Source organism: Erythrobacter sp. HA7-11 (genome assembly GCF_055693605.1).
On the sequence record NZ_JBVFUF010000002.1, the window covers coordinates 748,425 to 770,759 of the forward strand.

At 57.7% G+C, this 22,335-nt stretch carries 22 protein-coding genes and 3 pseudogenes; 14 read left to right on the top strand and 11 right to left on the bottom strand.

From position 1 onward, the window contains the following. Positions 1-6 precede the first annotated feature (6 nt). Positions 7-879 (top strand): crotonase/enoyl-CoA hydratase family protein, encoded by an 873-nt coding sequence (locus tag ACZ1GU_RS03875; protein ID WP_472646779.1) that lies wholly within the window; start codon positions 7-9, stop codon positions 877-879. Positions 880-943: 64 nt separating this feature from the next. After that, positions 944-1,438: a MarR family winged helix-turn-helix transcriptional regulator gene (locus ACZ1GU_RS03880; RefSeq protein WP_472646780.1), complete on the top strand. Its 495-nt coding sequence runs from the start codon at positions 944-946 to the stop codon at positions 1,436-1,438. Between the two features lie 118 nt (positions 1,439-1,556). Here the strand turns inward: ACZ1GU_RS03880 and ACZ1GU_RS03885 are convergent. The 7 genes and pseudogenes from ACZ1GU_RS03885 to ACZ1GU_RS03915 form a co-directional block, all read right to left on the bottom strand. Further along, positions 1,557-2,554 (bottom strand): annotated as a pseudogene (locus ACZ1GU_RS03885) (type II secretion system F family protein). 16 nt (positions 2,555-2,570) lie between these two features. Further along, on the bottom strand, positions 2,571-3,542 hold the full coding sequence (locus ACZ1GU_RS03890) for a type II secretion system F family protein (protein ID WP_472646781.1): 972 nt from the start codon (positions 3,540-3,542) through the stop codon (positions 2,571-2,573). 95 nt (positions 3,543-3,637) lie between these two features. Continuing rightward, positions 3,638-4,918: an AAA family ATPase gene (locus tag ACZ1GU_RS03895; protein WP_472646782.1), complete on the bottom strand. Its 1,281-nt coding sequence runs from the start codon at positions 4,916-4,918 to the stop codon at positions 3,638-3,640. A 3-nt stretch (positions 4,919-4,921) separates the two neighbouring features. Then, positions 4,922-5,566, bottom strand: coding sequence for a CpaD family pilus assembly protein (locus ACZ1GU_RS03900; RefSeq protein ID WP_472646783.1), 645 nt, complete (start codon positions 5,564-5,566; stop codon positions 4,922-4,924). A 21-nt stretch (positions 5,567-5,587) separates the two neighbouring features. Continuing rightward, complete coding sequence (locus ACZ1GU_RS03905; RefSeq protein WP_472646784.1) at positions 5,588-7,228, bottom strand: type II and III secretion system protein family protein; 1,641 nt, start codon at positions 7,226-7,228, stop codon at positions 5,588-5,590. A gap of 92 nt (positions 7,229-7,320) precedes the next feature. Continuing rightward, entirely contained in the window at positions 7,321-8,439 is a 1,119-nt protein-coding gene (gene cpaB, locus ACZ1GU_RS03910) for a Flp pilus assembly protein CpaB (protein WP_472646785.1), read from the bottom strand. Positions 8,440-8,526: 87 nt separating this feature from the next. Then, positions 8,527-9,045: an A24 family peptidase gene (locus ACZ1GU_RS03915; RefSeq protein WP_472646786.1), complete on the bottom strand. Its 519-nt coding sequence runs from the start codon at positions 9,043-9,045 to the stop codon at positions 8,527-8,529. Between the two features lie 139 nt (positions 9,046-9,184). On the opposite strand from ACZ1GU_RS03915, the gene ACZ1GU_RS03920 reads away from it, so the two are divergent. The 3 genes from ACZ1GU_RS03920 (at position 9,185) to ACZ1GU_RS03930 (ending at position 11,491) form a co-directional block, all read left to right on the top strand. After that, a complete protein-coding gene (locus ACZ1GU_RS03920) occupies positions 9,185-10,141 on the top strand; it encodes an alpha/beta fold hydrolase (protein ID WP_472648706.1) in 957 nt (318 codons plus the stop codon). Continuing rightward, positions 10,141-11,253 carry an NAD(P)/FAD-dependent oxidoreductase gene (locus ACZ1GU_RS03925; RefSeq protein ID WP_472646787.1) on the top strand — a complete coding sequence of 371 codons (1,113 nt, stop codon included), beginning with the start codon at positions 10,141-10,143 and terminating at the stop codon, positions 11,251-11,253. Before ACZ1GU_RS03920 ends, ACZ1GU_RS03925 begins: the two co-directional genes overlap by 1 nt. A 61-nt stretch (positions 11,254-11,314) precedes the next feature. Further along, positions 11,315-11,491 (top strand): YegP family protein, encoded by a 177-nt coding sequence (locus ACZ1GU_RS03930; protein ID WP_472646788.1) that lies wholly within the window; start codon positions 11,315-11,317, stop codon positions 11,489-11,491. A 93-nt stretch (positions 11,492-11,584) separates the two neighbouring features. On the opposite strand, the gene rnhA is transcribed toward ACZ1GU_RS03930, so the two are convergent. From rnhA to ispH, 3 genes are read right to left on the bottom strand one after another with little or no spacing between them, the layout of a single operon-like run. After that, positions 11,585-12,049: a ribonuclease HI gene (gene rnhA / locus ACZ1GU_RS03935; RefSeq protein WP_472646789.1), complete on the bottom strand. Its 465-nt coding sequence runs from the start codon at positions 12,047-12,049 to the stop codon at positions 11,585-11,587. A 42-nt stretch (positions 12,050-12,091) separates the two neighbouring features. Further along, complete coding sequence (locus ACZ1GU_RS03940; protein ID WP_472646790.1) at positions 12,092-13,045, bottom strand: homoserine kinase; 954 nt, start codon at positions 13,043-13,045, stop codon at positions 12,092-12,094. A gap of 19 nt (positions 13,046-13,064) precedes the next feature. Next, complete coding sequence (gene ispH, locus ACZ1GU_RS03945) at positions 13,065-14,054, bottom strand: 4-hydroxy-3-methylbut-2-enyl diphosphate reductase (RefSeq protein WP_472646791.1); 990 nt, start codon at positions 14,052-14,054, stop codon at positions 13,065-13,067. 118 nt (positions 14,055-14,172) lie between these two features. Here ispH and ACZ1GU_RS03950 point away from each other — a divergent pair, with 118 nt between their 5' ends. The 9 genes and pseudogenes from ACZ1GU_RS03950 (at position 14,173) to tatC (ending at position 21,834) form a co-directional block, all read left to right on the top strand. Next, positions 14,173-14,823, top strand: coding sequence for a hypothetical protein (locus tag ACZ1GU_RS03950; RefSeq protein ID WP_472646792.1), 651 nt, complete (start codon positions 14,173-14,175; stop codon positions 14,821-14,823). 191 nt (positions 14,824-15,014) lie between these two features. Then, positions 15,015-16,762, top strand: a pseudogene (argS, locus tag ACZ1GU_RS03955) (arginine--tRNA ligase). Positions 16,763-16,797: 35 nt separating this feature from the next. After that, positions 16,798-17,514: an SPOR domain-containing protein gene (locus tag ACZ1GU_RS03960; RefSeq protein WP_472646793.1), complete on the top strand. Its 717-nt coding sequence runs from the start codon at positions 16,798-16,800 to the stop codon at positions 17,512-17,514. Positions 17,515-17,594: 80 nt separating this feature from the next. Further along, positions 17,595-18,614: pseudogene (gene nagZ / locus ACZ1GU_RS03965) on the top strand (beta-N-acetylhexosaminidase). Continuing rightward, entirely contained in the window at positions 18,611-19,474 is an 864-nt protein-coding gene (locus tag ACZ1GU_RS03970; RefSeq protein WP_472646794.1) for a segregation and condensation protein A, read from the top strand. Before nagZ ends, ACZ1GU_RS03970 begins: the two are co-directional and overlap by 4 nt. After that, positions 19,471-20,181 (top strand): SMC-Scp complex subunit ScpB, encoded by a 711-nt coding sequence (gene scpB, locus ACZ1GU_RS03975; RefSeq protein WP_472646795.1) that lies wholly within the window; start codon positions 19,471-19,473, stop codon positions 20,179-20,181. The genes ACZ1GU_RS03970 and scpB overlap by 4 nt, the downstream gene beginning before the upstream one ends. Before the next feature lie 91 nt (positions 20,182-20,272). After that, complete coding sequence (gene tatA / locus ACZ1GU_RS03980) at positions 20,273-20,515, top strand: twin-arginine translocase TatA/TatE family subunit (protein ID WP_472646796.1); 243 nt, start codon at positions 20,273-20,275, stop codon at positions 20,513-20,515. 37 nt (positions 20,516-20,552) lie between these two features. Beyond that, entirely contained in the window at positions 20,553-20,990 is a 438-nt protein-coding gene (gene tatB, locus ACZ1GU_RS03985) for a Sec-independent protein translocase protein TatB (RefSeq protein WP_472646797.1), read from the top strand. A gap of 1 nt (position 20,991) precedes the next feature. Continuing rightward, a complete protein-coding gene (gene tatC / locus ACZ1GU_RS03990) occupies positions 20,992-21,834 on the top strand; it encodes a twin-arginine translocase subunit TatC (RefSeq protein ID WP_472648708.1) in 843 nt (280 codons plus the stop codon). 114 nt (positions 21,835-21,948) lie between these two features. Here tatC and ACZ1GU_RS03995 read toward each other — a convergent pair whose 3' ends face one another. After that, positions 21,949-22,170 carry a hypothetical protein gene (locus ACZ1GU_RS03995; RefSeq protein ID WP_472646798.1) on the bottom strand — a complete coding sequence of 74 codons (222 nt, stop codon included), beginning with the start codon at positions 22,168-22,170 and terminating at the stop codon, positions 21,949-21,951. Positions 22,171-22,335 lie beyond the last annotated feature (165 nt).

Sequence of the window (22,335 nt, forward strand, 5' to 3'; positions counted from 1 at the left end):
AGCAGCATGACCGACTACACCCAGATCCTTGTCGACAAGGCGGATGGCGTGGCCACCATCACGCTCAACCGACCGGACAAGATGAACGCCTATACCCGCACGATGGGCGCGGAGATCATAGCTGCGATGGATGACATCGACGCTGATGACAGTGTGAGAGCGGTGGTCTTCACGGGATCTGGGGAGCGTGCGTTTTGCGCGGGCGCTGACCTGACACCGGAAGGCGGGGGGCATGTGTTCTCCGACCCGAGCGAGGTGAAGGACCTCTCCAACCCCAAAGTGCGTGATGGCGGCGGCTTGCTGACACTGCGGTTGTTCGAAAGCACTAAGCCGCTGATCTCTGCTTGCAACGGTGTCGCGGTGGGCGTGGGCGCGACGATGCAGCTGGCGATGGACATAAGGGTGGCAAGTGAGACGGCGCGCTATGGCTTCGTGTTCGCGCGGCGCGGAATCGTGCCTGAGGCGGCCTCGAGCTGGTTCCTGCCGCGGATCGTCGGGATCAGCCAGGCGCTCGAATGGTGCTACACGGGCAGGGTGTTCGATGCAGCTGAGGCGAAAGAGGGCGGGTTGGTGCGTTCAGTGCACGCGCCTGCCGATCTGCTACATGCGGCTGAGGATCTGGCCCGCGAGATCACGGACAACACCTCGGCGGTCTCGGTCGCGATGACGCGGGCGATGATGTACCGGCTTTCGACTGCGGATCACCCTATGGAAGCGCACAAGATCGACAGTCGGGCGATCTACCGGCTGTCGCGCGGCAAGGACGCGAAAGAGGGCATCGCGAGCTTCCTTGAAAAGCGCAAAGCCATGTACCCCGGCAAGGTCAGCGAGGACATGCCCGATTTCTACCCGTGGTGGGATGAGCGCGAATACGAGTGAAGACAGGGGATGGAGAGCTGGCGAACGGTTGCCAGCGTCGCTCGTCTCAGTAGAAAACATCGTCATGAACAGGGATCATCCAGCGCGGGACACAGAGCGGGCAGCGGGGCGACTCGCTGATTTCCTGCCCTATCAGCTTTCGATCGCGTCAAATGCCGTGAGCGACCTGATCGCCGAGCGCTATCGCAAGCGGTTTGGACTGAAAATACTCGAGTGGCGGGTGATGGCAGTGCTTGGAGATGCGGCCGCGCGCGGCGAGCCGATGACCCAGAGTGCGCTTACCCGCGCGACTTTAATGGATAAAGTAGCGGTCAATCGCGCTTGTAAGGTGCTTGAGGATCGCGGCCTCATCGTGCGGGCCCCCAATGCTCGAGATGGCCGTTCGCATTTGCTTGAGCTGACAGCAGACGGCTGCGCTATCCATGCAGAGGTAATGCCGCTTGCACAGGCCACCGAGAGCGAGCTGTTTGCAGGGTTCTCGGACGAGGAGGAACTGCAATTGCGCGAGCTCTTGCGACGAATGCGCCAACGCGCGGCAGAGCTTGCGAGCGACGACTAAATCGAGAATTTTCGCTTGCTGAAATGACAAAAAGGCCCGGTGGTGACACCGGGCCTTTCGTCTTTGCAGGGCGCAAGCCAGCTCCGTGCCGCGCGCTGCGTTGATCGTTCGGCTGACCTTAATCGATCAGAGCATCCGAGATCGAGCATGCTGCTGGACCCAGAATAACAATGAACAAAACCGGCAGAATGAACAGGATCAGCGGTACCGTCATGATCGCTGGAAGACGTGCGGCTTTCTCTTCCGCACGCATCATGCGCTCGTTACGGAATTCGGTACCGAGAGCACGCGCAATGCCGAGGCGAGTGGCGTACCATAGCGTTCAGTTTGAACCATCGTCGTCACCACGCCTTTTACCGCTTCCAGATCGACCCGGTAGGCAAGGTTGTTAAACGCATCGCGGCGCTCGTTCAGGAACGACAATTCAATCGCAGTGAGCGCGAATTCATCGCCCAACTCTGGATAGGCCCGGCCCAATTCCTTCGCCACACGGTTGAATGCAGCGTCAACAGTCAGACCAGCTTCAGCGCAGATAACCAGCAGGTCGAGCGCGTCTGGAAGACCTTTTTGAATTTCGGCGGTCCGCTTGCCAGCCTTGTTCGACAAGAACAGCTCAGGCGCTTTATAACCGCCGAAGATCATCAGACCGAGGCCACCAATACGCTTCATCGGTCCCCAGTCGGGGAAGAAGTCGACCAGATAGATCATGACGCCAGCAAAAATGCCAAGCACGACCGGCAACACTGCGCGGGCAATGATGACATAGACCGCGAGTTCCTTGTTGCGGATACCGGCATGAGCGAGCTTCTGCGCAACCTCTTCGAGCTGGCTTTGCTGCAGCACTTTCATGCTGTTCAGCCGCTCTTTCATCCGGTCGGTTTTGTCAGTTTTGCGGACCAGACTTGCGCGCTTTTTAGTTCCGCCCATGACGATGCCGGCTTTCAGCTCGTCGCGTCGGGCTTCAAGCGATTTGACCCGCTTGGCCATCGGATCCTTGATCGTCACGGCGGTATAAATCGCGAACATGACTGCCATCGCGGCAAGGCCAGCCAGGAGCGTGCCGACAAGCACGACGTCGAAGCCTAAGAGCGTGGGCCCGGGTTGAGAATTCAACATGCTAACTCGTCCCTCTTTAGATTTCGAAGCTGACCATCTTGGCCATGATAAAGGCACCGATGGACATCCACACTAGGCCACCAAGGCCGGTTACAATCAGGCGATCATCGACAAAGAAGTCGCCGATATAGCTTGGGTTGATCCACCAGATCATGCCGAACACTATGAATGGTAGGGCACCAACGATGTAGGCCGATGCTTTCGATTCAGAGCTCATCGCCTTGATCTTGAGCTTCATCTGCGCACGTTTACGCAGAACGTCAGCAAGGTTCGACAGAGTCTCTGCCAAGTTACCGCCCGTTTCGCGCTGGATAGCCAAAGTGATGCAGAAGAAATTGAATTCGGGAATGCCGAGACGGTCGGCGGTTTCCTGGAGCGAATCTTCCATCGTTTTACCGATCTTGATCCGTTCAACGATGCCCTTGAATTCGATGCCAACTGGGCCATCAACTTCTTGTGCGACTACACCGAGGGTCTCTGTGACAGGCAGGCCCGAACGTAGACCACGAACCAGCAACTCGATCCCTTCAGGGAATTTCGTATTGAAATCGTTTGTGCGCTTGCTGATGAAAAAGCTCACGACAAAGTGAGGCAAAGCTGCACCGATGAACAGACCGACACCAAGTGAGAGCAGAAGAGCTCCCGAACGCAGAAACATTACCACTGCGATTGCAAGCGCAAGGCCCAACGACGCATAGAAGTATTGCTGGATCGACCAACCTTTGCCGGTCCGATCAAGCCGAATTCTCAAGGCATCAATCCGCGAGCCTGCACCAGCGACCTGGTGTGCTTTCGGTTTACGCGCAGCGATCGCCTTTTTCAGCTGGGCATCGACCTTCGTGTCGGTGCTCTGCGAGTGACGGTAGCGCAATGAGTCAAGGCGACGCTTCTGTGCCTTACCCGCGCCTGACCCGGTCACGAGGACGTAGCCGACGACCAAAACGGCGAAGATCGCAAATGTGATGAGCAGGAGTTGGAAATTATCCATACTGTGGTCCCGCCTTTCTCTTATCAGGCTCGATTGATCGGAATGAGCTGGCGAGAGGGGAGAAAGTGAATGTCACGCCGCCCCTCTCAATCGGATTACTCAGCCGGTTCAGCTTCGGGTTTGTCTTTTTTGGCCAGCAATGACTTGAAGTCGAAGCCGCCCAAAAGTGACTTCTTCTCTTCAGTGATCGATTCCAGATCGTCTTCGCTCGCACCCATGATGCGCTCGCCGATCTGTTTGATCACGCCGGTTGCCTTGCTCGAACGGTTTGCGTCGACGAAGACCTGACCCAGCTTGGCCGCGTTCGATGCGGCTTTGATGTCGTACGGGACAGAGAAGTCGATCTTGCGCTCGATCGAGGCTTCAAAATCGGCCTTGCTGATTTCAGCGGAACCGTTTTGGACCTTGTTGCAAACGACCATCGGGTGGGCGTGAGCAGCGTTAGTCTTGAGCCAAGACAGAACGCGAATGGTATCGCGCGCCGACGCCAGCGTCAGTTCGCAAGCCACGATCACGAGGTTCACCTCACCCAGCAGATGCGGGAAGTTGATCAGCATGTTGCGTGGCAGATCGATGACAGTCATTTCGAACGCCTGGCGGAATTCCTCCTCCAGTTGAACGAAGGCAGCGCCATCGGTCATAAGCGGCTGGTTGATCGGAGCCTCAGCCGATAGGATCGACAGATTGTCGTTGGCGCGGATCATGGCGCGTTCAATGAACAGGCCGTCGATACGGCTTGGGTTGTCGATTGCGTCAGTCAGACCGCGGCCTGGCTCAAGGTCGAGCGCAAGAGCGCCCGTGCCGAAGTGCACATCAAGGTCCAGCAGTGCAGTCGGAGAATTATGCTCCGAGCTGAACAGCCAAGCCAGCGAAGTTGCCAGTGTAGAGGCACCTACGCCGCCACGAGTGCCGACAATCGCGGTCGAGATGTGACGGTGCACTTGCTCGCCTTCGCCAGCCTTAGGCGCGGTAAAGACAGCCAAAGCCTGATTGAGAGAATCGTGCAATTGCTGGGCTGAAAGTGGCTTCAGCAGATAGTCGTGGATCCCGCTCGCGAGCAGATCGCGATAGAGACGCACGTCATTCACTTGACCAATGGCAATCACAACTGTGCCTGGTTCACAAACCTCGGCCAATGCGTTGATGTCATTCAGCGGATCGCCGCTTTCCGACAGATCAACCACAAGGATTGCAGGGCTGGCGCTGACTGACAGCGATTGGATCGCGTTGCGCAGGCCGCCTTTGTTGCACTTCTCCGGCTGCCAGCCCATTTCGATGACCACCGGACGAAGAACGTCGAGTGCAGCGTCATCGCAAATGTATGCGGCGAACGGATCACGATTTCCGGGTAGTCCAGATTTCCAAGGAGCATTCATGGATCAGTTCCCCCCACGGTTAGCGTTTTGCAGACCGCCCGCTCCGGTTGGAGCGCGGTCGCGATAGGTGTCGATGGCTTTGGTGCCGGTTGCGATTACGGTTTCACCGGTGCCTTCCTTGCCTTCGAGCAAGTCTTGCGGATCAGCGACCATCGCTGCGAGGTTGCTGTTTACAGCGCAGCCGTAACCTGGGCTTGTAGCGTTGTTGTAATTCATGTCCGACTTGGCGCTCCAGTCGGGGCAACCCGGAACCGAAGCATTCGAACGTGTGATTACGATGCGGGCCTGACCCGGCTCGATAAAGCCGCTTGTGGTCGGGGCCGCTTCGCTAACCAGCAGGCCATAGCGGCCAGCCAGATCGTTCACGGCTGTGCGCAGCGCAGGATTGTTGGTCGGATCGTCGATCGAGACACGGTCCCCATAAGAAAGGTTCATTGTCTCGAACCAGCCATCTACGCGCTGCTGCTCTGAGATAGGCATACCGCCGCGGTTGGTTTGAACGTCGAGCGTGAAATTGGTGCGCTCAACGACCGGTTGTTTGACGCTGTAAAGGCTCTTGTTGGTCGGCATTCCGCCGCAACCCGCCAGTACTGTTCCGAGCGAGAGGGCAATCGCACCCGCCAGCTTGCTGTGTTTTGCAAAGGGCATTGTTGTTACCTTTCTCGTTTCTTAGAGGCTGAAGCCAGGAGCCGCGGCATCTGCCTGACGGTCTTTCTTCCGGCTCTTTTTCTTGGCGCGGCGTTCATCGTCACGGTTCGAACCGGGAACGATTGCGGCTGGATCAGTTGCGCTCACACTCGGTGGCGGAGCGTCATCGCCAGTGGCGGTAGGACCGGGACGGGCCTCGCCGCTCTTGCCGGCATTGTCTTGATATCCGATCAACTGCTGCACTTCGCTGGCAGCGTTAAAGCCATCAGTTGGTAGCTTGATCTGGTTCGCGTTCACCGGCTTCACCAGATATGGCGTGACGATGATGACCAGCTCCGTTTCGCCCTTACGGAACGAACGCGAGCGGAACAGATTGCCGAGGATCGGAACATCACCAAGGCCAGGTGCCTTGTCGATGAGATTCTGTGAGTTGTTGCTCATCAGACCCGCGATCATGAAGCTTTGGCCGGAGCCAAGCTCGACCGTTGTCTCGGTGCGACGCACTGTCAGCGATGGGACCTGAAAACCGTTGAGCGAGACCGCGCCTTGGGTCGACAGCTCCGAGATCTCCGGGCGGACGCGCATCGAGATCCGACCATTGGCCAGAACGGTTGGCGTGTAAGACAAGCTAACACCAAAGTTACGATACTGGATCGATACCGAACCCAGACCTTCGCTGACCGGGATCGGGAATTCGCCGCCGGCAAGGAAGGTTGCCGTTTCACCTGAAAGTGCAGTCAGATTTGGCTCGGAAAGAGTGGTTACCAGTCCGACCTGCTCCGCAAGGTCGAGGGCGCCCAAGGCATCGAGGCCGAACAAGCGTCCCAAACCGCCGATCGTCGTACCGCCATTGGTGTTGACGCCTGGACCGTTAATGGTCTGGGTCACGATTGTTCCATTGGCGTTGAGCACCGGGTTCCCGGCTGCATCCAAGACCGGAACGATCAAGCCAGGGTTCTGGACGCCGTTACCGACAGCAATTGGGCCATCTAGACGGAAGTCGCCGGTTCCGAGCGTGCGGCCTGTGCCGACGGCACCGCGGAAACCACCGGTGGCAAAGTCGAAAGTCGACAGGTTGCCGCTAATATCCCGGGTGAGCGAGCGGCTGACTTCGGCAAAGGTAACTTTCAGGTTGACCTGCAATGGTGTCGCCGTTTTCAGGCGGCTGATCACGTTAGCGTTATCGCCAACAAATGCCTGAACCAGTCGTTCTGCTTCGGCGGCATCTTCTGGAGCTTTGACGGTGCCGGTAAGCAGAACCGTGTTGGTACCCATGGTCGCAACGCCGATTTTTGCTTCTGGCATCGCTAGGGCGAGCATCTGGTCGATACTGCCGATATTCGACCCAACGCGAATGTTGGCCGACCAGATCACATTGCCCGATGCGTTGCTGGCATAGATGGTGGTCTCACCACCGGCTTTGCCGAATACATAAAGCTGACGCTGTGATTTGACCTGCACATCAGCGATCGAATCGTTGGCGATGAACACATCAGCCATGTTGCCCGGCACGGTGATAAGCTCACCCTTGCCGATGGACAGAACGACGTCCTGGTTCGGGCTCTGCGATTGCTGAGCGATGGCCATGTTTGCCGGCGCTGCAACAAGCGGCAGTGCGGCAATGCTGGCCAGCAGCATCTTGGCGGTAGCTTTGCGTTTCATTTTAGGGCCCCTCAATGATTTCCCTGTTTCCGCTGGTGCGGTTGCCCCGATATTGGGCAGATTCGTGGTCTGATGTGACATTTTCAGTCCCCTCAGCGGATCAGCACAGCGCCAGCGCTTGGAACGGTTTGACCCGCTTCACGCACATTGCTGGCATTGGATGAGTTAAAGTTCGTTGCTGCACCGCGAACGCCGCCGACTGGAACTTCAGTCGTGCTCTTGCCGCGGGTGACGCGAACCGCTGGTCCGCGTGGTGCGCCGCCTTGAGTGGACGGGACGCCCAATGCAGGTGCCGTTTTTTTGTTGGCAGCAGCGCGCTCAGCTTTGGTTGGCGGAACGGTCTTGCGCTCAAAGCGTGAGACGTCACCGCCGGTTGAATAGGTCGTGCCTTTGTCAATCGGCTTGTTCATTGCAGCGCGGAGAATCTCTTCTTCTTCTTCCGGCGAAACGCCGTCAGGAATGTTGACATCACCCGATGCGATTGCGCGCTCAAGTTCAGCTTGATTGTCAGCAATCGAGCGCAGCACGAGGCTCAATGTGCCAAGCGTTTGCGCAACAGCAACCTTCTCTGCGATCTTCGGCGTCACTTCGAGAGTGACTGTGCGGAATGACTTAACGACAGTCCTGCTTCCATCTTCCGAACGTGATGTGCCGGTGCGTTGGTCGGTTGCCAGAACGCGCAAGTTGCGGAGCACAGTTTCAGCCGCCTTGAGCGTGCCTTGGCCGTCGCCGCCGCTGCCAACAGTCTGGGTCAATACCAGGTCAACACGGTCGCCTGGGAAAACAAAGCCTGCAACGCCGGTGCGTGCGGACACTGGGACAGTGACAGCGCGCATACCTGGGCCTAGAGCCGCAGCCAGAAAGCCGCGATCGCCTGGCTTGACCAGCGAACCTTGGGTCACCGGTTCACCAGCGGTGATCGGGTGACGCACAACAGTGCCGATCAATTGAGCCACATCGGATTCGCCATCAAGGAAGTAGGCGTCTTGCACCAGCTCTTCCGGCCACTGCTGATAGCGAAGTGCATCAGCTGTGATGATGGTGCCAGTTGACAGACCGCGCTGTGCAACCAGAACTTTTGGACCGACCGGCTCAGGCGCCGCTTCGGCTTCTGGGGCAGCTGCCCCTGCGAACATGCTTCGTGCAGCAAAAGCCGTGCCGACCGCAATGATCAGCGCCCCAAGCAGCAAAACAAGCTTCTTCTTGTCCATGGCTCAATAGCCCCCTTTAAGTGGCCCGATTCAGTTTGCGGGCAGGTATGGTTGCGCTTGATAAGCGCGGATTGGTTAAAATCAGGTTCATCCCAGACTCGCCGCGACAGCAGGGCTGGAGAAATAGGTTGTAGTGAGCACCCAGAGGCCGCCGAATGCGATGGCGACTCCATAAGGAATGGCGAGACGTTCTTTCTGGCGGCGGATGAAATGCCAGCCAGCCATCACGATCGTCAGCAGGCCGCCGAACAGGGCCATGATGATCAACAATTGAAGGAAAGCGCTCGGTTCGATCCAAAGCGCGAGTGCGGTCAGCAGTTTTACGTCACCGCCGCCCATCATCTTGATTGCGAACAAGCCGGCGCTCACGATAAATACGGCCAGAGCGATGACTATTTGGAATGCAACGCTGGTCGGATCGAAAATCGTCGGGCCCTCAGGCAGCAATGAAATGCCGCTGGCCCACCAGAAAATCGGTGCGCCAAGGACAATGGCGAGATTGAGCTTGTTGCTGATCTGACGCCGCTTGATGTCTGTGTATGAGGCAAACACCAGCGCAATTGCCAAGGCAATGAGCAATCCGTAGTGAAGATATTGACTAAGCATTTTGCCCCCAAAAGTCCCCTGCCGGTTTGTCCGGCGGTTCCTTGAAGGGTGTTGCTACAGAACATGGCTTACCAAATAGTAACCAACATCGAAGGGTTAGAATTAGTGACGGTAAGATGCGGTGAGCGGGCGCGGCACTATGGTTGATGACGCGATGGACCGGCGATCCATTCCTGCTGCAGCGCGCGAGAGCACTTGGCGTGCAGCTGACGGGCACGAATTGCGACGCATTGACTGGTCTGCCGGCGATAATGCGCGCGGGTCGATTCTGTTTTTGCCGGGCCGCGGTGACAATTACGAAAAATATCTCGAAAGCCTGGATGAATGGCATCGCGCTGGCTGGCGCGTAACGGCGGCAGATTGGCGCGGGCAGGCAGGATCAGGGCGGCTAGGCAATGATCCGGTGACCGGCCATATCGATGACTTTTCGACTTGGATTGCTGATCTGGCGGCATTTTGGGCCGAGTGGAAATCACAAACTCCCGGGCCGCATGTGCTCTCCGCGCATTCGATGGGCGGTCACCTAGTGATGCGTGCCTTGATTGAAGCCCGCGTTGATCCAGACGCGGTTGTTCTGAGCGCGCCTATGCTCGGTATGGCTGGTCCGCCCCTGCCGCTGGCAATCCTGCACGGTGCGGCGAAACTGATGCGCGGAATCGGCGACGAAGCTCGGCCAGCATGGAAGTGGAGCGAAAAGCCAGGCGAGATGCCAGCGCGCCGCAGAGAACTGCTGACCCATGATGATGACCGTTATGAGGATGAGCTGTGGTGGCGCGAGCACCGCCCCGAACTCGTCATGGGGCCGGGAAGTTGGGGCTGGGTCGAACGTGCCTATGCCTCTACCCGCGTTCTGGAAGCGCCGGGCGCAATGGAAGCCGTCAGCGTCCCGGTGCAGATCATTTCAACCCGCGAAGACAGATTGGTGAGCCACGATGCGTGCGTGCGCGCGGCAGAGCGTTTGCCCAAGGGCGAATTGGTCGAGTTCGGCTCCGAAGCGCGGCACGAGATCCTGCGCGAGGTCGATGCCGTGCGAGACAAGGCGATGGTCTCGATTGCCGGATTCCTCGACCGGGTAGTTCCAAAAATCGACGCGTGATGACAGAGCAAGTTTACGATTTTGCCGTCATCGGAGCAGGTATGGCGGGCGCGAGCATCGCCGCTGAAATTGCGCCCTACGCCAGTGTGGTCGTACTCGAAGCAGAAGACGCCCCGGGATATCATTCGACCGGTCGCTCGGCGGCGTTTTGGGAGGAGTGTTACGGCGGGCCGGGAGTGGTTCCGCTGACGCTCGCGTCGGGAGACTACTTGCGTGATGGCGGCTTCCTAAGGCCACGCGGCGCGCTGTATGTCGGGCGCGAGCAAGACCGCGCCGCAATGGACAGTTTCGTCGAAACTTTCGACGGCTTAGGTGTCACGATTGAACGGCTCGGTCGCGTAGAACTCTCAGAAAAAGTGCCCGCTCTGCGCGAAGACTGGTGCGATGCGATCTGGGAACCGGCATGCGCGGATATTGATGTCGCAGGTTTGCATCAACATTACTTGAGAGACCTGAAGCGGGCAGGGGGCGTACTCCGATGCCGCGCCAGATTGGTCGCGGCAGACCGGAATGACGGCGTTTGGACGCTCTCGACGCAAGGCGGTGGCACAGTCCAGGCGTCGACGCTTGTCAACGCTGCCGGTGCTTGGGCCGACAGTTTGGCCGAGCTTGTCGGCGCGTCGCCTTTGGGCATCCAGCCGCATCGCAGAACGGTAGCGCAATTGCGGGTGTCACCTGCCGCCCCTGATGATTTGCCTTTGGTTCTCGACATCAATGGCGGGTTCTATTTCAAGTCAGATAATGGCCGTCTGTGGCTCAGCCCGCATGACGAAATCCCCAGCGACCCATGCGACGCAGCGCCGGAAGAATTGGACGTCGCGCTCGCAATCGACCGTTTTCAAAATGTGACCGACTGGCCAATGGAGCATGTCGAGCATCGTTGGGCAGGCCTGCGCAGTTTTGCGCCCGACCGCTTGCCGATCTACGGCTTTGATCCGCAGACCGAAGGATTTTTCTGGTTCGCCGGGCAGGGTGGGTTCGGTATTCAGACCGCGCCAGCTGCGGCGCGCTTTGGTGCGCAAATCGCGCTTGGCCTCGACGTAGATGGGATGACAGCGTCGCTTTCACGCACTCGCTATACCCCGCAACGCTTTGTTACAGCTTGCGCCTAGCCAAGGCGAAATTGATCTGTAAGGTATCCAACACAAAAGTTTAACAACCGGAGGGAAAAGCATGTCTCACAAATTTGAAATCTACAAAGACAAGAAGGGCGAGTTCCGCGTCCGGTTCAAATTCAACTCGGAAATCATGTTCTCTACCGAAGGTTATTCGAGCAAATCTAGCGCGAAGAACGCGATCGCTTCGATCCAGAAGAACGGCCCGAAGGCTCCGATCGAAGACAACAGCTGATCAGATTTGCTCACGCCGCGCTGCGGCTTGATCGAATCAGATAGAACGGGCGGGCCCGAGTGGCTGCGCCCGTTTTTTGTGGCCTAGCTAAATCTAGGCGTCCTCATTCTCGCTCGGTTCCTCCAACGCGGCGCGATCGGCTTCATCGCTGGCGAGCTTGTCGACCCGTTCATTCTCTGGGTGACCGTTGTGGCCCTTAACCCAATGCCATTCGACCTGATGCTTTGCCGCAACTTCGATCAGCTCATGCCACAGATCCGCGTTGCGCACTGGCTTCTTGCTCGCGTTGATCCAACCGCGCCGCTGCCAGCCTTCAACCCATTTGGTCATCCCGTCTAGAACATATTTGCTGTCTGAATAAAGGTCGACGGAGCATGGCTCGATCAGAGCAGATAGCCCCTTGATTGCGGCCATCAATTCCATCCGGTTGTTGGTGGTGTCGCGCTCGCGACCGGAAAGTTCCTTTTCGTGCCTTCCCATTCGCAGCAATGCTCCCCAGCCGCCGGGGCCAGGATTGCCTTTGCACGCGCCATCAGTGAAGATTTGGACCTGTTTCATTTCCACTATCAATGCCTGAAAAGTTAATTTACGTGAATAGACTTATGCGAAGGCACTGGCACCCGCTTCATCGTAAAAGTGCCACCGTGAGACGAATTGCATTGGGTCCTTGCGTGTGACTAACGCGTCATCCGGAGTGTTGAGCCAGTCTTCCGCGCGGCTCGCAACGAAGCGCAGGCAAGCGCCTTTGGCGATCTCCGGTAACAGCGCTCGTTCGTCAGATCCAAGTGAGCGCACCGATTCGTACCCCTCGATTATCCCTTTGCCCACAGCAGTATCGAAAACTGAGCCATCAGAGCTGAAGCTCCATGCCGCGTGGGTGGTGGAGAGATCGAGCGCCATTGTGCCGGTGCAAGCAAAATAAAAATCGATCATGCCAGACACAGCGTCGCCCAGCATCAGCACGTTGTCAGGGAACAGGTCTGCGTGGATGTTGGAAACCGGGAGCGCTGATTGATCGAGTGCAGCGGCGACGCGGGCCGGTTCGAGCACTGCCGGAAGATCAGGATCGATAGCCGCCAGACCCTCTTTGTATGCTTCGAGCGTCGCCAGATTATCGGCAAAACTCATCGTATTTGCGCGCTTGAGCTCGAAATCTTGCGAAGCCAAATGCATCTGAGCCAGCGCTGCACCAACCGAGTAGGCCTGATCGCGGTTGGGCCGGGTCGGCGAAACGCCTGGCAAGAACTCGATCAGAGCTACTGCTTTGCCATCAATCATCCGGAAGGCAGCGCCATGGCGATCATGGATCGTGCGAGGAACTGGGCATTGGCGCGCTGCCAAATGGTCGAGAAGACCGAGAAAATAGGGCAGATCATCAAGCTCGATTCGCCGTTCATACATGGTCAGGATGAAACGCGCTTTGGTGGTTTCAATCAGCCAGTTTGAATTGGATACACCCTCGGCAATCCCTTTTGCGGACACCAGATCGCCAACATCATATTGCGCGATCAACGCCGCCAGTTCTTCTGTCCCTAAATGGGTGTAGACCGCCATTGCTCGCGCCCCCGCTGGCTTACTCGGTCAATTGGCGCGGCAGCTTGAATACCATTTTCTCTTCAGCTGCTGTGATCGTCGTTTCCTGAACATCGCGAAGCTGTGAAAGCGCATCGACGACCTCGCGCACCAGAATTTCCGGAGCCGAGGCGCCTGCGGTGATACCCATCGTTTCAATGCCTTCGAGCCATTCGGGATCGATCTCGGAGGCGCGCTGGATCAGTTTGGCCGGTGTTCCCAAGCGCTCGGAGACCTCAACCAGCCGCAAAGAATTGGACGAGTTTGGCGCTCCAATCACCAGCACGAGATCACAGGCTGGCGCGAGATCCTTTACTGCAGTCTGGCGATTGGACGTCGCGTAGCAAATGTCTTCTGCCTTGGGCCCGTGAATGTTGGGATAGCGCCATTCGAGCGCTGCGATGACCTCTGCCGTATCATCCACCGAGAGAGTGGTCTGGGTGAGGTAGGCCAGCTCTTCATCGCTGTCGAATGGCAGCTTGTCGACATCTTCAAGATCTTCGACCAGGGTCATCTGGCCTGGCTCGACCTGTCCCATAGTCCCGATGACTTCGGGATGCCCTTCATGCCCCACAAATATGATGTGGCGGTTCTTTTCGATCTGCCTTTCGGCTTGGCGGTGCACTTTCGAAACCAGCGGGCACGTCGCGTCGACATAGATCATGTTGCGCCGCTCGGCCTCGGCTGGAACCGTTTTGGGCACGCCGTGCGCGCTGAACACCACAGGTGCATCATCGGGCACTTCGTCCAATTCCTCGACGAAAATGGCGCCTTGGGCTTTCAATGAGTTCACTACATATTTGTTGTGGACGATTTCATGGCGGACATAGACCGGTGCGCCATATCGCTCGATCGCTTTCTCGACGATCTCGATGGCCCGATCGACACCGGCACAAAAGCCGCGCGGGGCGGCGATCAATAGATTGAGCGGGGGCTTGCCAGCAGGTTCGCGAGAGCCGGATGGGCCTGAGTTTGGAAAGGGAGCGTTCATACCGCACCCACTAGCGCTTTATGATGCGTGCCGCTAGGGCGTGTTGCACAACGGCAGGAGGCATGATGTTGAAGCCATCGAGCGTCCGCCAAGGGATTTATCGAGGACGAGATTTTTCATGACCTTTCGCAAGCCGATATTGCCTGCTCTTGCTTTGGTTGCCGCTCTTGCAGGGTGCGCCCGTGAAGGTGAACTGGTGGTTGATCAGGGCGTTGGTATCACAGCGGTTCTTACCTCTTGCCCCGCAGTAGGCATCCCCAATTACACCGGGGACGTCACGGCATTCCGCACGGCAGGCGCGCCGACTGTCGCCAATCTCGACATGACCGCAACGATCACCAATCTGCGCTCGACCTGCGATGAAAGCGGCGAGCGCGTTTACAGCGGTGCGACTTTTGATGTTCTTGCTCGCCGCACGGATACACGCGGCGCACGGACAGTCACTCTGCCCTATTTTGTGACCGTTCTGCGGGGCGGTAGCGCGGTTGTGACGAAGCGGCTGGGTCAGGTGACGTTGAATTTTGCCGATGGTCAGGAGCGCGCGCAAGCGAGCGGGACTGCAGGCTCGTTCATCAATCGCGCTGACGCGACTTTGCCGGCTGACATTCAAGAGCGTATCACTCGCAAGCGACGAGCGGGCGATGTCGATGCTGCGCTTGATCCGCTTTCCGCGCCAGAAGTTCGCGCAGCGATCCAGCGCACGAGCTTTGAAATGCTGATCGGTTTCCAGCTGACTGAAGACCAGCTTGCCTACAACGTAACGCGTTAGTTTTCCGCACGCCCATCCGGGCGCGCGATATCCTTGCTCACGCGACTTTTTTTGGCCCTATCGCTTCGCTATTTGAGGGCCAGGGTCGCGTCGCTGGGGGCGGCCGGTCGGCCTTGCGGTTGCTGCGCGACCGTGGCTGAGCGCTGACAGCCTCTTGCGCGAGCGAAAAATTAGGGTAGCTCCAGCGACCAATGAATACGACAACCCTTTACGCTGCTTATGCAGGCAAAACGCACGCTGTATTGGAAGCGCTTCAGTCCGAGGGCGTGCTGCCCGATGACGCGAATTTCGCAAATGTGACATTGGAGCCGCCTCGCGATCCATCGCATGGTGACCTAGCAACAAACGCGGCAATGGTGCTGGCCAAGCAGGCCAAAACCAATCCTCGCATGCTGGCTGAACAGATCGCTGAAAAGCTTGAAGCCGATCCGGCAATCACCAGTGCGGAGATAGCCGGACCGGGGTTTATCAATCTGCGCCTTGATCCTGCTGCCTGGATCGAAGAATTGCGTGGCATTGCCGCCATGGCGTCAGATTACGGTACCGCTCGAATGCTGGCTCTGGCACGAGCGTGAACGTGGAATATGTCTCGGCCAACCCGACCGGCCCGATGCATATGGGCCATTGCCGCGGCGCGGTTGTAGGCGATGCACTCGCGAGCCTGCTCGAGTTTGCCGGGCATGATGTGACGCGTGAATACTACATCAATGACGCGGGCGGTCAGGTCGATGTACTCGCCCGGTCTGCGCATTTGCGCTATCTCGAAGCGCTAGGTCAGGAAATTGGTGAAATCCCAGAGGGCCTCTATCCCGGCGACTATCTGAAACCGGTGGGCGCGGCACTCGTCGAGCAATTTGGTGACCAATTCAAATCCGCAGATGAGGCAGAATGGCTTCCGGCGTTTCGCGCGCAAGCGGTCGACAAAATGATGGACATCATCAAATCGGACCTCGCGTTGCTGGGCATCCATCACGATGTTTTCGCCTCTGAGGCTGAACTCCAAGCTGCCGGCAAACCAGAGGCTGCTGAAAAATGGCTGCGCGAACATGGTTTTGTCTATGACGGCGTGCTCGAGGCACCCAAAGGCAAAGCGCCACCAGAAGACTGGGAGCCGGTCGAGCTGCCGCTATTCCGTTCGACGCAGTTTGGTGATGATCAGGACCGCCCGATCAAAAAATCAAACGGCGCGTGGACATATTTCGGCGCCGACCTCGCCTATCACATGCAAAAGGCGGAAAGCGCCGATGCGTTGATCGACATCTGGGGCGCGGATCACGCCGGTACTGTCAAGCGGATCAAGGCGGCGGTTGCTGCGCTGTCTGAAGGCAAGGGTAAGCCCACGCCGTTTGATGTGAAGCTCGTCCAGATGGTGCAGCTGATGAGAGCGGGTGAGCCTGTCAAAATGTCCAAGCGTTCGGGCAATTTCATCACCATCGCCGACATGGTCGAAGAAGTCGGCAAGGATGTTGTGCGTTTCACCATGCTGACCCGAAAGCCCGAAGCGCAAATGGAGTTCGACTTCGCCAAAGTAGTCGAAGCGTCGAAGGACAATCCTGTGTTTTATGTGCAATATGCGCATGCTAGAATCCGCTCGACCTTGCGCAAGGCGGCTGAGGCGGGGATGGCACCATCGGCTGACAATCTCGCGCAATTGGGTGAGGAAGAACTGGCGCTCATCAAGCGTGCGGCGCAATTTCCTCGCGAAATCGAGGCTGCGGCCAAGGCGCGCGAACCGCACCGGATTGCATTCTATCTCTATGATCTAGCGTCCGAGCTTCACGCTTTCTGGAATTTGGGCAACGACTCGCCGCAAAAACGCTTCATCGTGGAACAGGATGCGGGTTTGACGGGCGCAAGGCTTTTCCTTGCCGACGCAATCGGGCAAGTAATTCGCAATGGGCTCGGCGTGCTTGGCGTTGAAGCCGTGGAATCGATGTAAGGCGCGTTTGGGCGCGCACAGGGGAAGGGGCCCTGATGACTATGTCTGGGGACGAACACACGGATGATGCTGTAGAGCTGGATCTGGCAGATGATGAAAGCCTGCCTTGGCTTGAGTCCGATGAGGAGGACGACGGAGCAGGCGGCGTTGATACTGCGCGAATAATCGGCTTCGCGGCCATCCTGCTTGTCCTGGCAGCAGCGATTTTGGGTTCCGTCTGGTTCTTTTCAAACCGCGCCGGTGATCCCGAGTTGGTCGCTGATGGTAGCACAATACCCGCCCCCGATGGCCCCTACAAAGAGCGCCCCGATGACCCCGGCGGAAAGGAATTCGCCGGTACGGGCAATGTTGCACCTGCGGTCGGTGAGGGTGAAACCCGCGAAAGCGTGGTTGCTGATGGCGGCGAGAGCGCTGGAACAGCTGCGAATGCAAATGTGGGCTCATCAGGTGCAGGCGAAGCTAGTTCTGGCCCATCAATCGCGACCCGGACCACCGATGAGAAGCCTGCTGCCAGCGATGGCATAGGTGTTCAGGTTGGCGCGTATGGCAGCCGCGCCAAGGCAGAAGCTGGTTGGGCCACTCTGACCCGCCAAACCAGTGTGCTCAATGGCGTGAGGCATCGTGTGCAAAAGGGCCAGGCTGACATCGGCACTGTCTACCGTTTGCAGGCTGTGGCCAGCGATCTTGCCGCTGCACAAAAGCTTTGCAGCGACCTTAAAGCCGATGGCGTCGCTTGCCAGGTAAAGCGTTGAAGGTTCCGATAGTCGGGTTTTCCCCATTGCTCAGGGTTTCTACGCTTGCCTGAGAGGCGAGCGCCTGCGAGGCTTCACCTATGACACCGGCGATTTTTGGCATGTCCGGTCTTGAATTGACCGATGACGAACGCGCCTTTTTCAAGGATGCGGACCCGGCTGGCTACATCCTGTTTGGCCGTAATTGCGACAATGCCGAACAATTGCGCGTGCTCACTGATGAATTGCGCAGCATTCACGGTCGCAACAAGCTGCTTATCTCTATCGATCAGGAAGGGGGCGTGTTGCCCGCCTGCGCCCGCCACATTGGGCCGGCTATCCTTCTGGAGAGAAGTTCGACGAGCTATATCAAATTGCGCCAACGAGCGCGATTGAGGCTGCGCGCGCCAACGCCCATGCAATGGCGCTCGAACTGTCGGCAATGGGCATAAATGTGACCTATCACCCGCCGCTCGACGTGAGGCAGCCGGGGACAACCGATGCCATTGGTGACCGATCGTTCGGAAGCGACCCGATGCAAGTCGCCGCAATCGGTACGTGCGACGCTGGACGGGCTGGCCGCTGGCAATGTAGCTGGCTGCATCAAGCACATGCCGGGTCATGGCCGTGCGCTAGTTGATTCGCACAAGGAGATGCCCTGCGTCGATGCGAGTGAGGACGAGCTGGAGGCTGATATAGCGCCATTCCGCGCGCTTAATTCGGCGTCCATAGGGATGACCGCGCATTTGCTGTTTCCGGTATGGGACACGGAAAACCCGGCGACCCAATCCCCTACGATCATTCGCGACATTATCCGAGGCAAAATCGGGTTTGATGGACTCTTGCTGACCGATGATATCGACATGGAGGCGCTCGGTGGCACAATCCCCGAGCGCTCGGCCAAGGCCTATGCTGCTGGATGCGATGTTGTCCTCAATTGCTGGGCGAAGATGGACGATATGAAGGGCATTTGCGAAGCGCTGCCCAGCATGTCCGATGAGACGAGAGTGCGGCTCGATCGCGCGCTTGAACCCACTGAAATCCGCGATAATCTAGGCGAAGCGAGTAACCTGCTCGCGAAACGCGATGCCTTGCTAGGCCTCGTCGGGGAGGCGGCATGAACACGGATGGATTTATGCTGCCGGATGGTACTCCAGACAATCAGGAGCCGGGCGCGCTCAACGCCGAGGGTGAAGCGGAATGGGGCGTTCCGGCAGTGGATCCGGCGGAGAAGACTGAGCGTGAAAAGGCGCTTTATCTGGAGCTTGATGGGTGGGAAGGGCCGCTCGATCTACTGCTCGACCTTGCCCGGCGTCAAAAGGTTGATTTGCGGCAGATTTCGATCCTTGCGTTGGTCGATCAATATCTGACCTATATTGAGCAGGCCGAGGCACTGCGGCTGGAGCTGGCGGCAGACTATTTGGTGATGGCGGCGTGGCTGGCCTATCTGAAGTCTGCGCTGTTGCTGCCTAAAGATGAGCAGGAAGACCCTAGTCCTGAAGAGCTCGCACTGCGTCTGCAATTGCGGCTCCAGCGACTAGGCGCGATGCGTGAGGCTGCGGCGCGGCTTATGGCTCGCGACCGGATCGGGCGCGATATCTTCCTTCGAGGTGTTCCTGAAGGGCTGCGGATCGATCGCAAGACCAAATGGAGAAGCGACGCCTATTCTCTGATCCAGGCATATGGACAGGTGAAAGCGCGCACGGCGCCGCGCATCTATCACGTCTCCGACCGTCCGGTAATGACGCTCGACAGCGCGTTGGAGCGGGTGTCGTCCATGCTGGGCGTAACGCTCGACTGGATGGAAATTCGCGATTTTCTGCCGCCTCATGCGGAGCCGGAACTGCGCAGATCCGCGCTCGCCTCGAGCTTTGTTGCGGCACTGGAATTGGCTCGTCTAGGCCGGGCTGAATTGTCGCAAGAAGAGGCCTATGGCGCGCTCCGCGTCCGCCGTCTGCGCGAGAAAGCGGTCAGCGCATGAGCGCGGAACAGCAAAATGACGTGGTGCGCGGATTGGAGGCGACCCTGTTTGCCTCCGAAGAACCGCTGAGCGTTGAGGCGCTGGGTACGCATCTGGGCGGGCTCAGCAATTCCGAGGTTCGCGATGGTCTAGCCCAACTGGCTGAGGATTACGCCAAGCGGGGCGTTCATCTGGTCGAGCGCGGCAAGCGCTGGCATTTTGAGACAGCGCCTGATCTCGCGCATTTGCTTCGCCGCGAGCGTGAGCAAGTTCGGCGTTTGAGCCGCGCAGCGACTGAAGTGTTGGCGATTATTGCCTATCATGAGCCTGTGAGCCGCGCTGATATCGAATCGATCCGAGGCGTGCAGACCGCGAAGGGGACGCTAGACGTGCTGATGGAGGCGGGCTGGATCAAGCTTGCTGGCAGGCGCGAAGTTCCCGGACGTCCGGTCATCTATGCCACTACGCCTGAATTCCTTGATCACTTTGGTCTTGGTTCACGGCGAGATCTGCCTGGTATTGACGAGTTAAAGGCTGCAGGTCTGCTTGATCCGGTCGATCATGCGCTGGAAGAGGCGATGAATCCTGAAACCGGCGACGAAGAGCAGGATGATCCCGTTGAAGGCGCAGAGGCGGCAGAGATGGACGAGGCCGAAGCAGGCGTGGTTTCGCCTGGAGAGTTTGGCGCTATGCCCGGAAGCTCGCCATCTGCTGGCCAAGCGGAATAGCGCGCTCAGATCAATTTGCCGCTAGTGACTGGCGCGCGGCCCGCATCGCGCCTATATTGAGTGCAGGATAAGCAGAGGAAGTTATCGCCCTATGGGTTTTAGTGTCTGGCAGATTGCCATTGTTGCCATCGTCGTTCTCGTGCTGTTTGGGCGCGGGCGCATTTCGGAAATGATGGGGGATTTCGGCAAAGGTATTTCGAGCTTTAAGAAAGGCATGAACGAAGATGTTGATGCCAGCTCAACCAAGCCGGCTGAACAGATCGAAGGCCCGACCGCCGAGGCTAAGCCTGCTGATGAGAACAAAGCGTCAGATCAAAAAGACGCTGCAAACTGACCTCTAGACGGAGAGCGGCCACGCGCCGGACCCGACCATGTTCGATCTAGGTGCTGCTGAACTGCTGGTCATCGTGATTGTCGCGGTGATCGTGATTGGCCCCAAAGACTTGCCTTTGGCGATGCGCACTGCGGGGCGCTGGATCGGTAAAGTGCGTAAGGTTTCCGCGCACTTCCGCACTGGGCTCGATGCGATGGTGCGCGAAGCCGAGCTCGAAGACATGGAAAAGAAGTGGCAGGAGCAGAATGAGGCGATCATGAAGCGCAGCTCTGGCGTTGCCGCTGAGAGCGCTGGCGAACCGGCGATGACTGGCCCGCCGCTTTCAAAGCCGCGCACCATGACGCCGCCTAGTGAAGCGTCGAGCGAAGAGACGAAGTCACCGATAGCCAAGTCGAGCGAGCCTGAGCTGCCATTGGGATCAGACGGCCAGTCCAGGCCAGCTGTGCAACCGCTAGAAGGCGATGAGCAGAACTGACATGGCGCTGGGTATAAAGGACATTGACGAAACGCAGGCGCCTTTGCTCGATCATCTGATTGAATTGCGCGGTCGCCTGGTCAAATGCGTGATTGCGCTCGGCATCGCTTTTTCGATCTGTCTCTATTTCGCCGACGATATTTTCGGCTTTCTCGTGAAGCCACTGACCGCCGCGTTCCCTGAAGGACAAGGCAAGCTGATCTACACTCAGTTATATGAAGCGTTCTTTGTCGAATTAAAGGTCGCGCTGTTCGCAGGTTTCTTCATTTCGTTTCCGGTGATCGCGAACCAGCTCTGGGCGTTTGTAGCGCCAGGTCTGTACGCGAAGGAAAAAAAGGCTTTTCTGCCGTTTCTGGTCGCAACACCGCTGCTTTTTACAGCCGGCGCAGCGCTTGCATATTACGTCGTAATGCCAACCGCATTCAAATGGTTCCTAGGATTCGAGGGGCAGGTGGGCGGTCTGGACATCGAAGCTCTTCCTGGGACTGGCAATTATCTCGGCCTCGTCATGCAATTTATTCTGGCGTTTGGTGTTACGTTTCTGCTGCCAGTCTTGCTTTTGCTGCTCAATCGCGCGGGGATCGTTTCGCGAGAGCAATTTGTGGCGGCAAGGCGCTATGTGATCGTTGGAGTTGTGGCACTGGCCGCAATCGTAACGCCGCCAGACCCGGGGTCGCAGATCATTCTGGCTGTGCCGCTTTTGCTCCTGTTTGAAGGATCGTTGGTCCTCATGAGACTGCAAGAGCGGATGAACCGGAGCAATCCAGCATCAGATAAAGCTGAGCCAGAACCTCTCGAAAACACTGGAGTAGCTCTCGAAAAGAGCACTGACCTTACCGATTAGCGCGGCAAGTGGCGACTACCGTCTTCGAGAACCGAAGCTCATCCTTCAAATACAGTGCACACAAAAAACGGGGCCCATAAGGGCCCCGTAATTGTATCGATGTGTCGCTAACGCTTAGGCGCTGGCGGGATCGTCGTCATCACCGTCTGCAGCGATGACGATGCCACCGATAACAGCAGCAGCAGCCAGAAGTGCAATGATGATGCCCGAGTTGCCCTCAAGTTCGCTTTCGCCTTCGACCGGTGCAATCGAACGGTCAAATGCGGCTTCTGCGATAGCCGGGGTTGCTGCGAGCGAAACAGCTGCGGTAGCAGCGGCAAGCGTACGGAATTTCATCGATAATCTCCTAATGAATTTTATTTCTTCGATATCTGTTGGTTAACTAGGGCACAGACCGTGAAGTGACAACCCTCTTTTTCATTCAGACTGAAACCAATTTTGTCCTAATAAAGCTTTTATATCAGGCCCCTACCAATTTGGCCGCCGAAATGGTGCATTTAT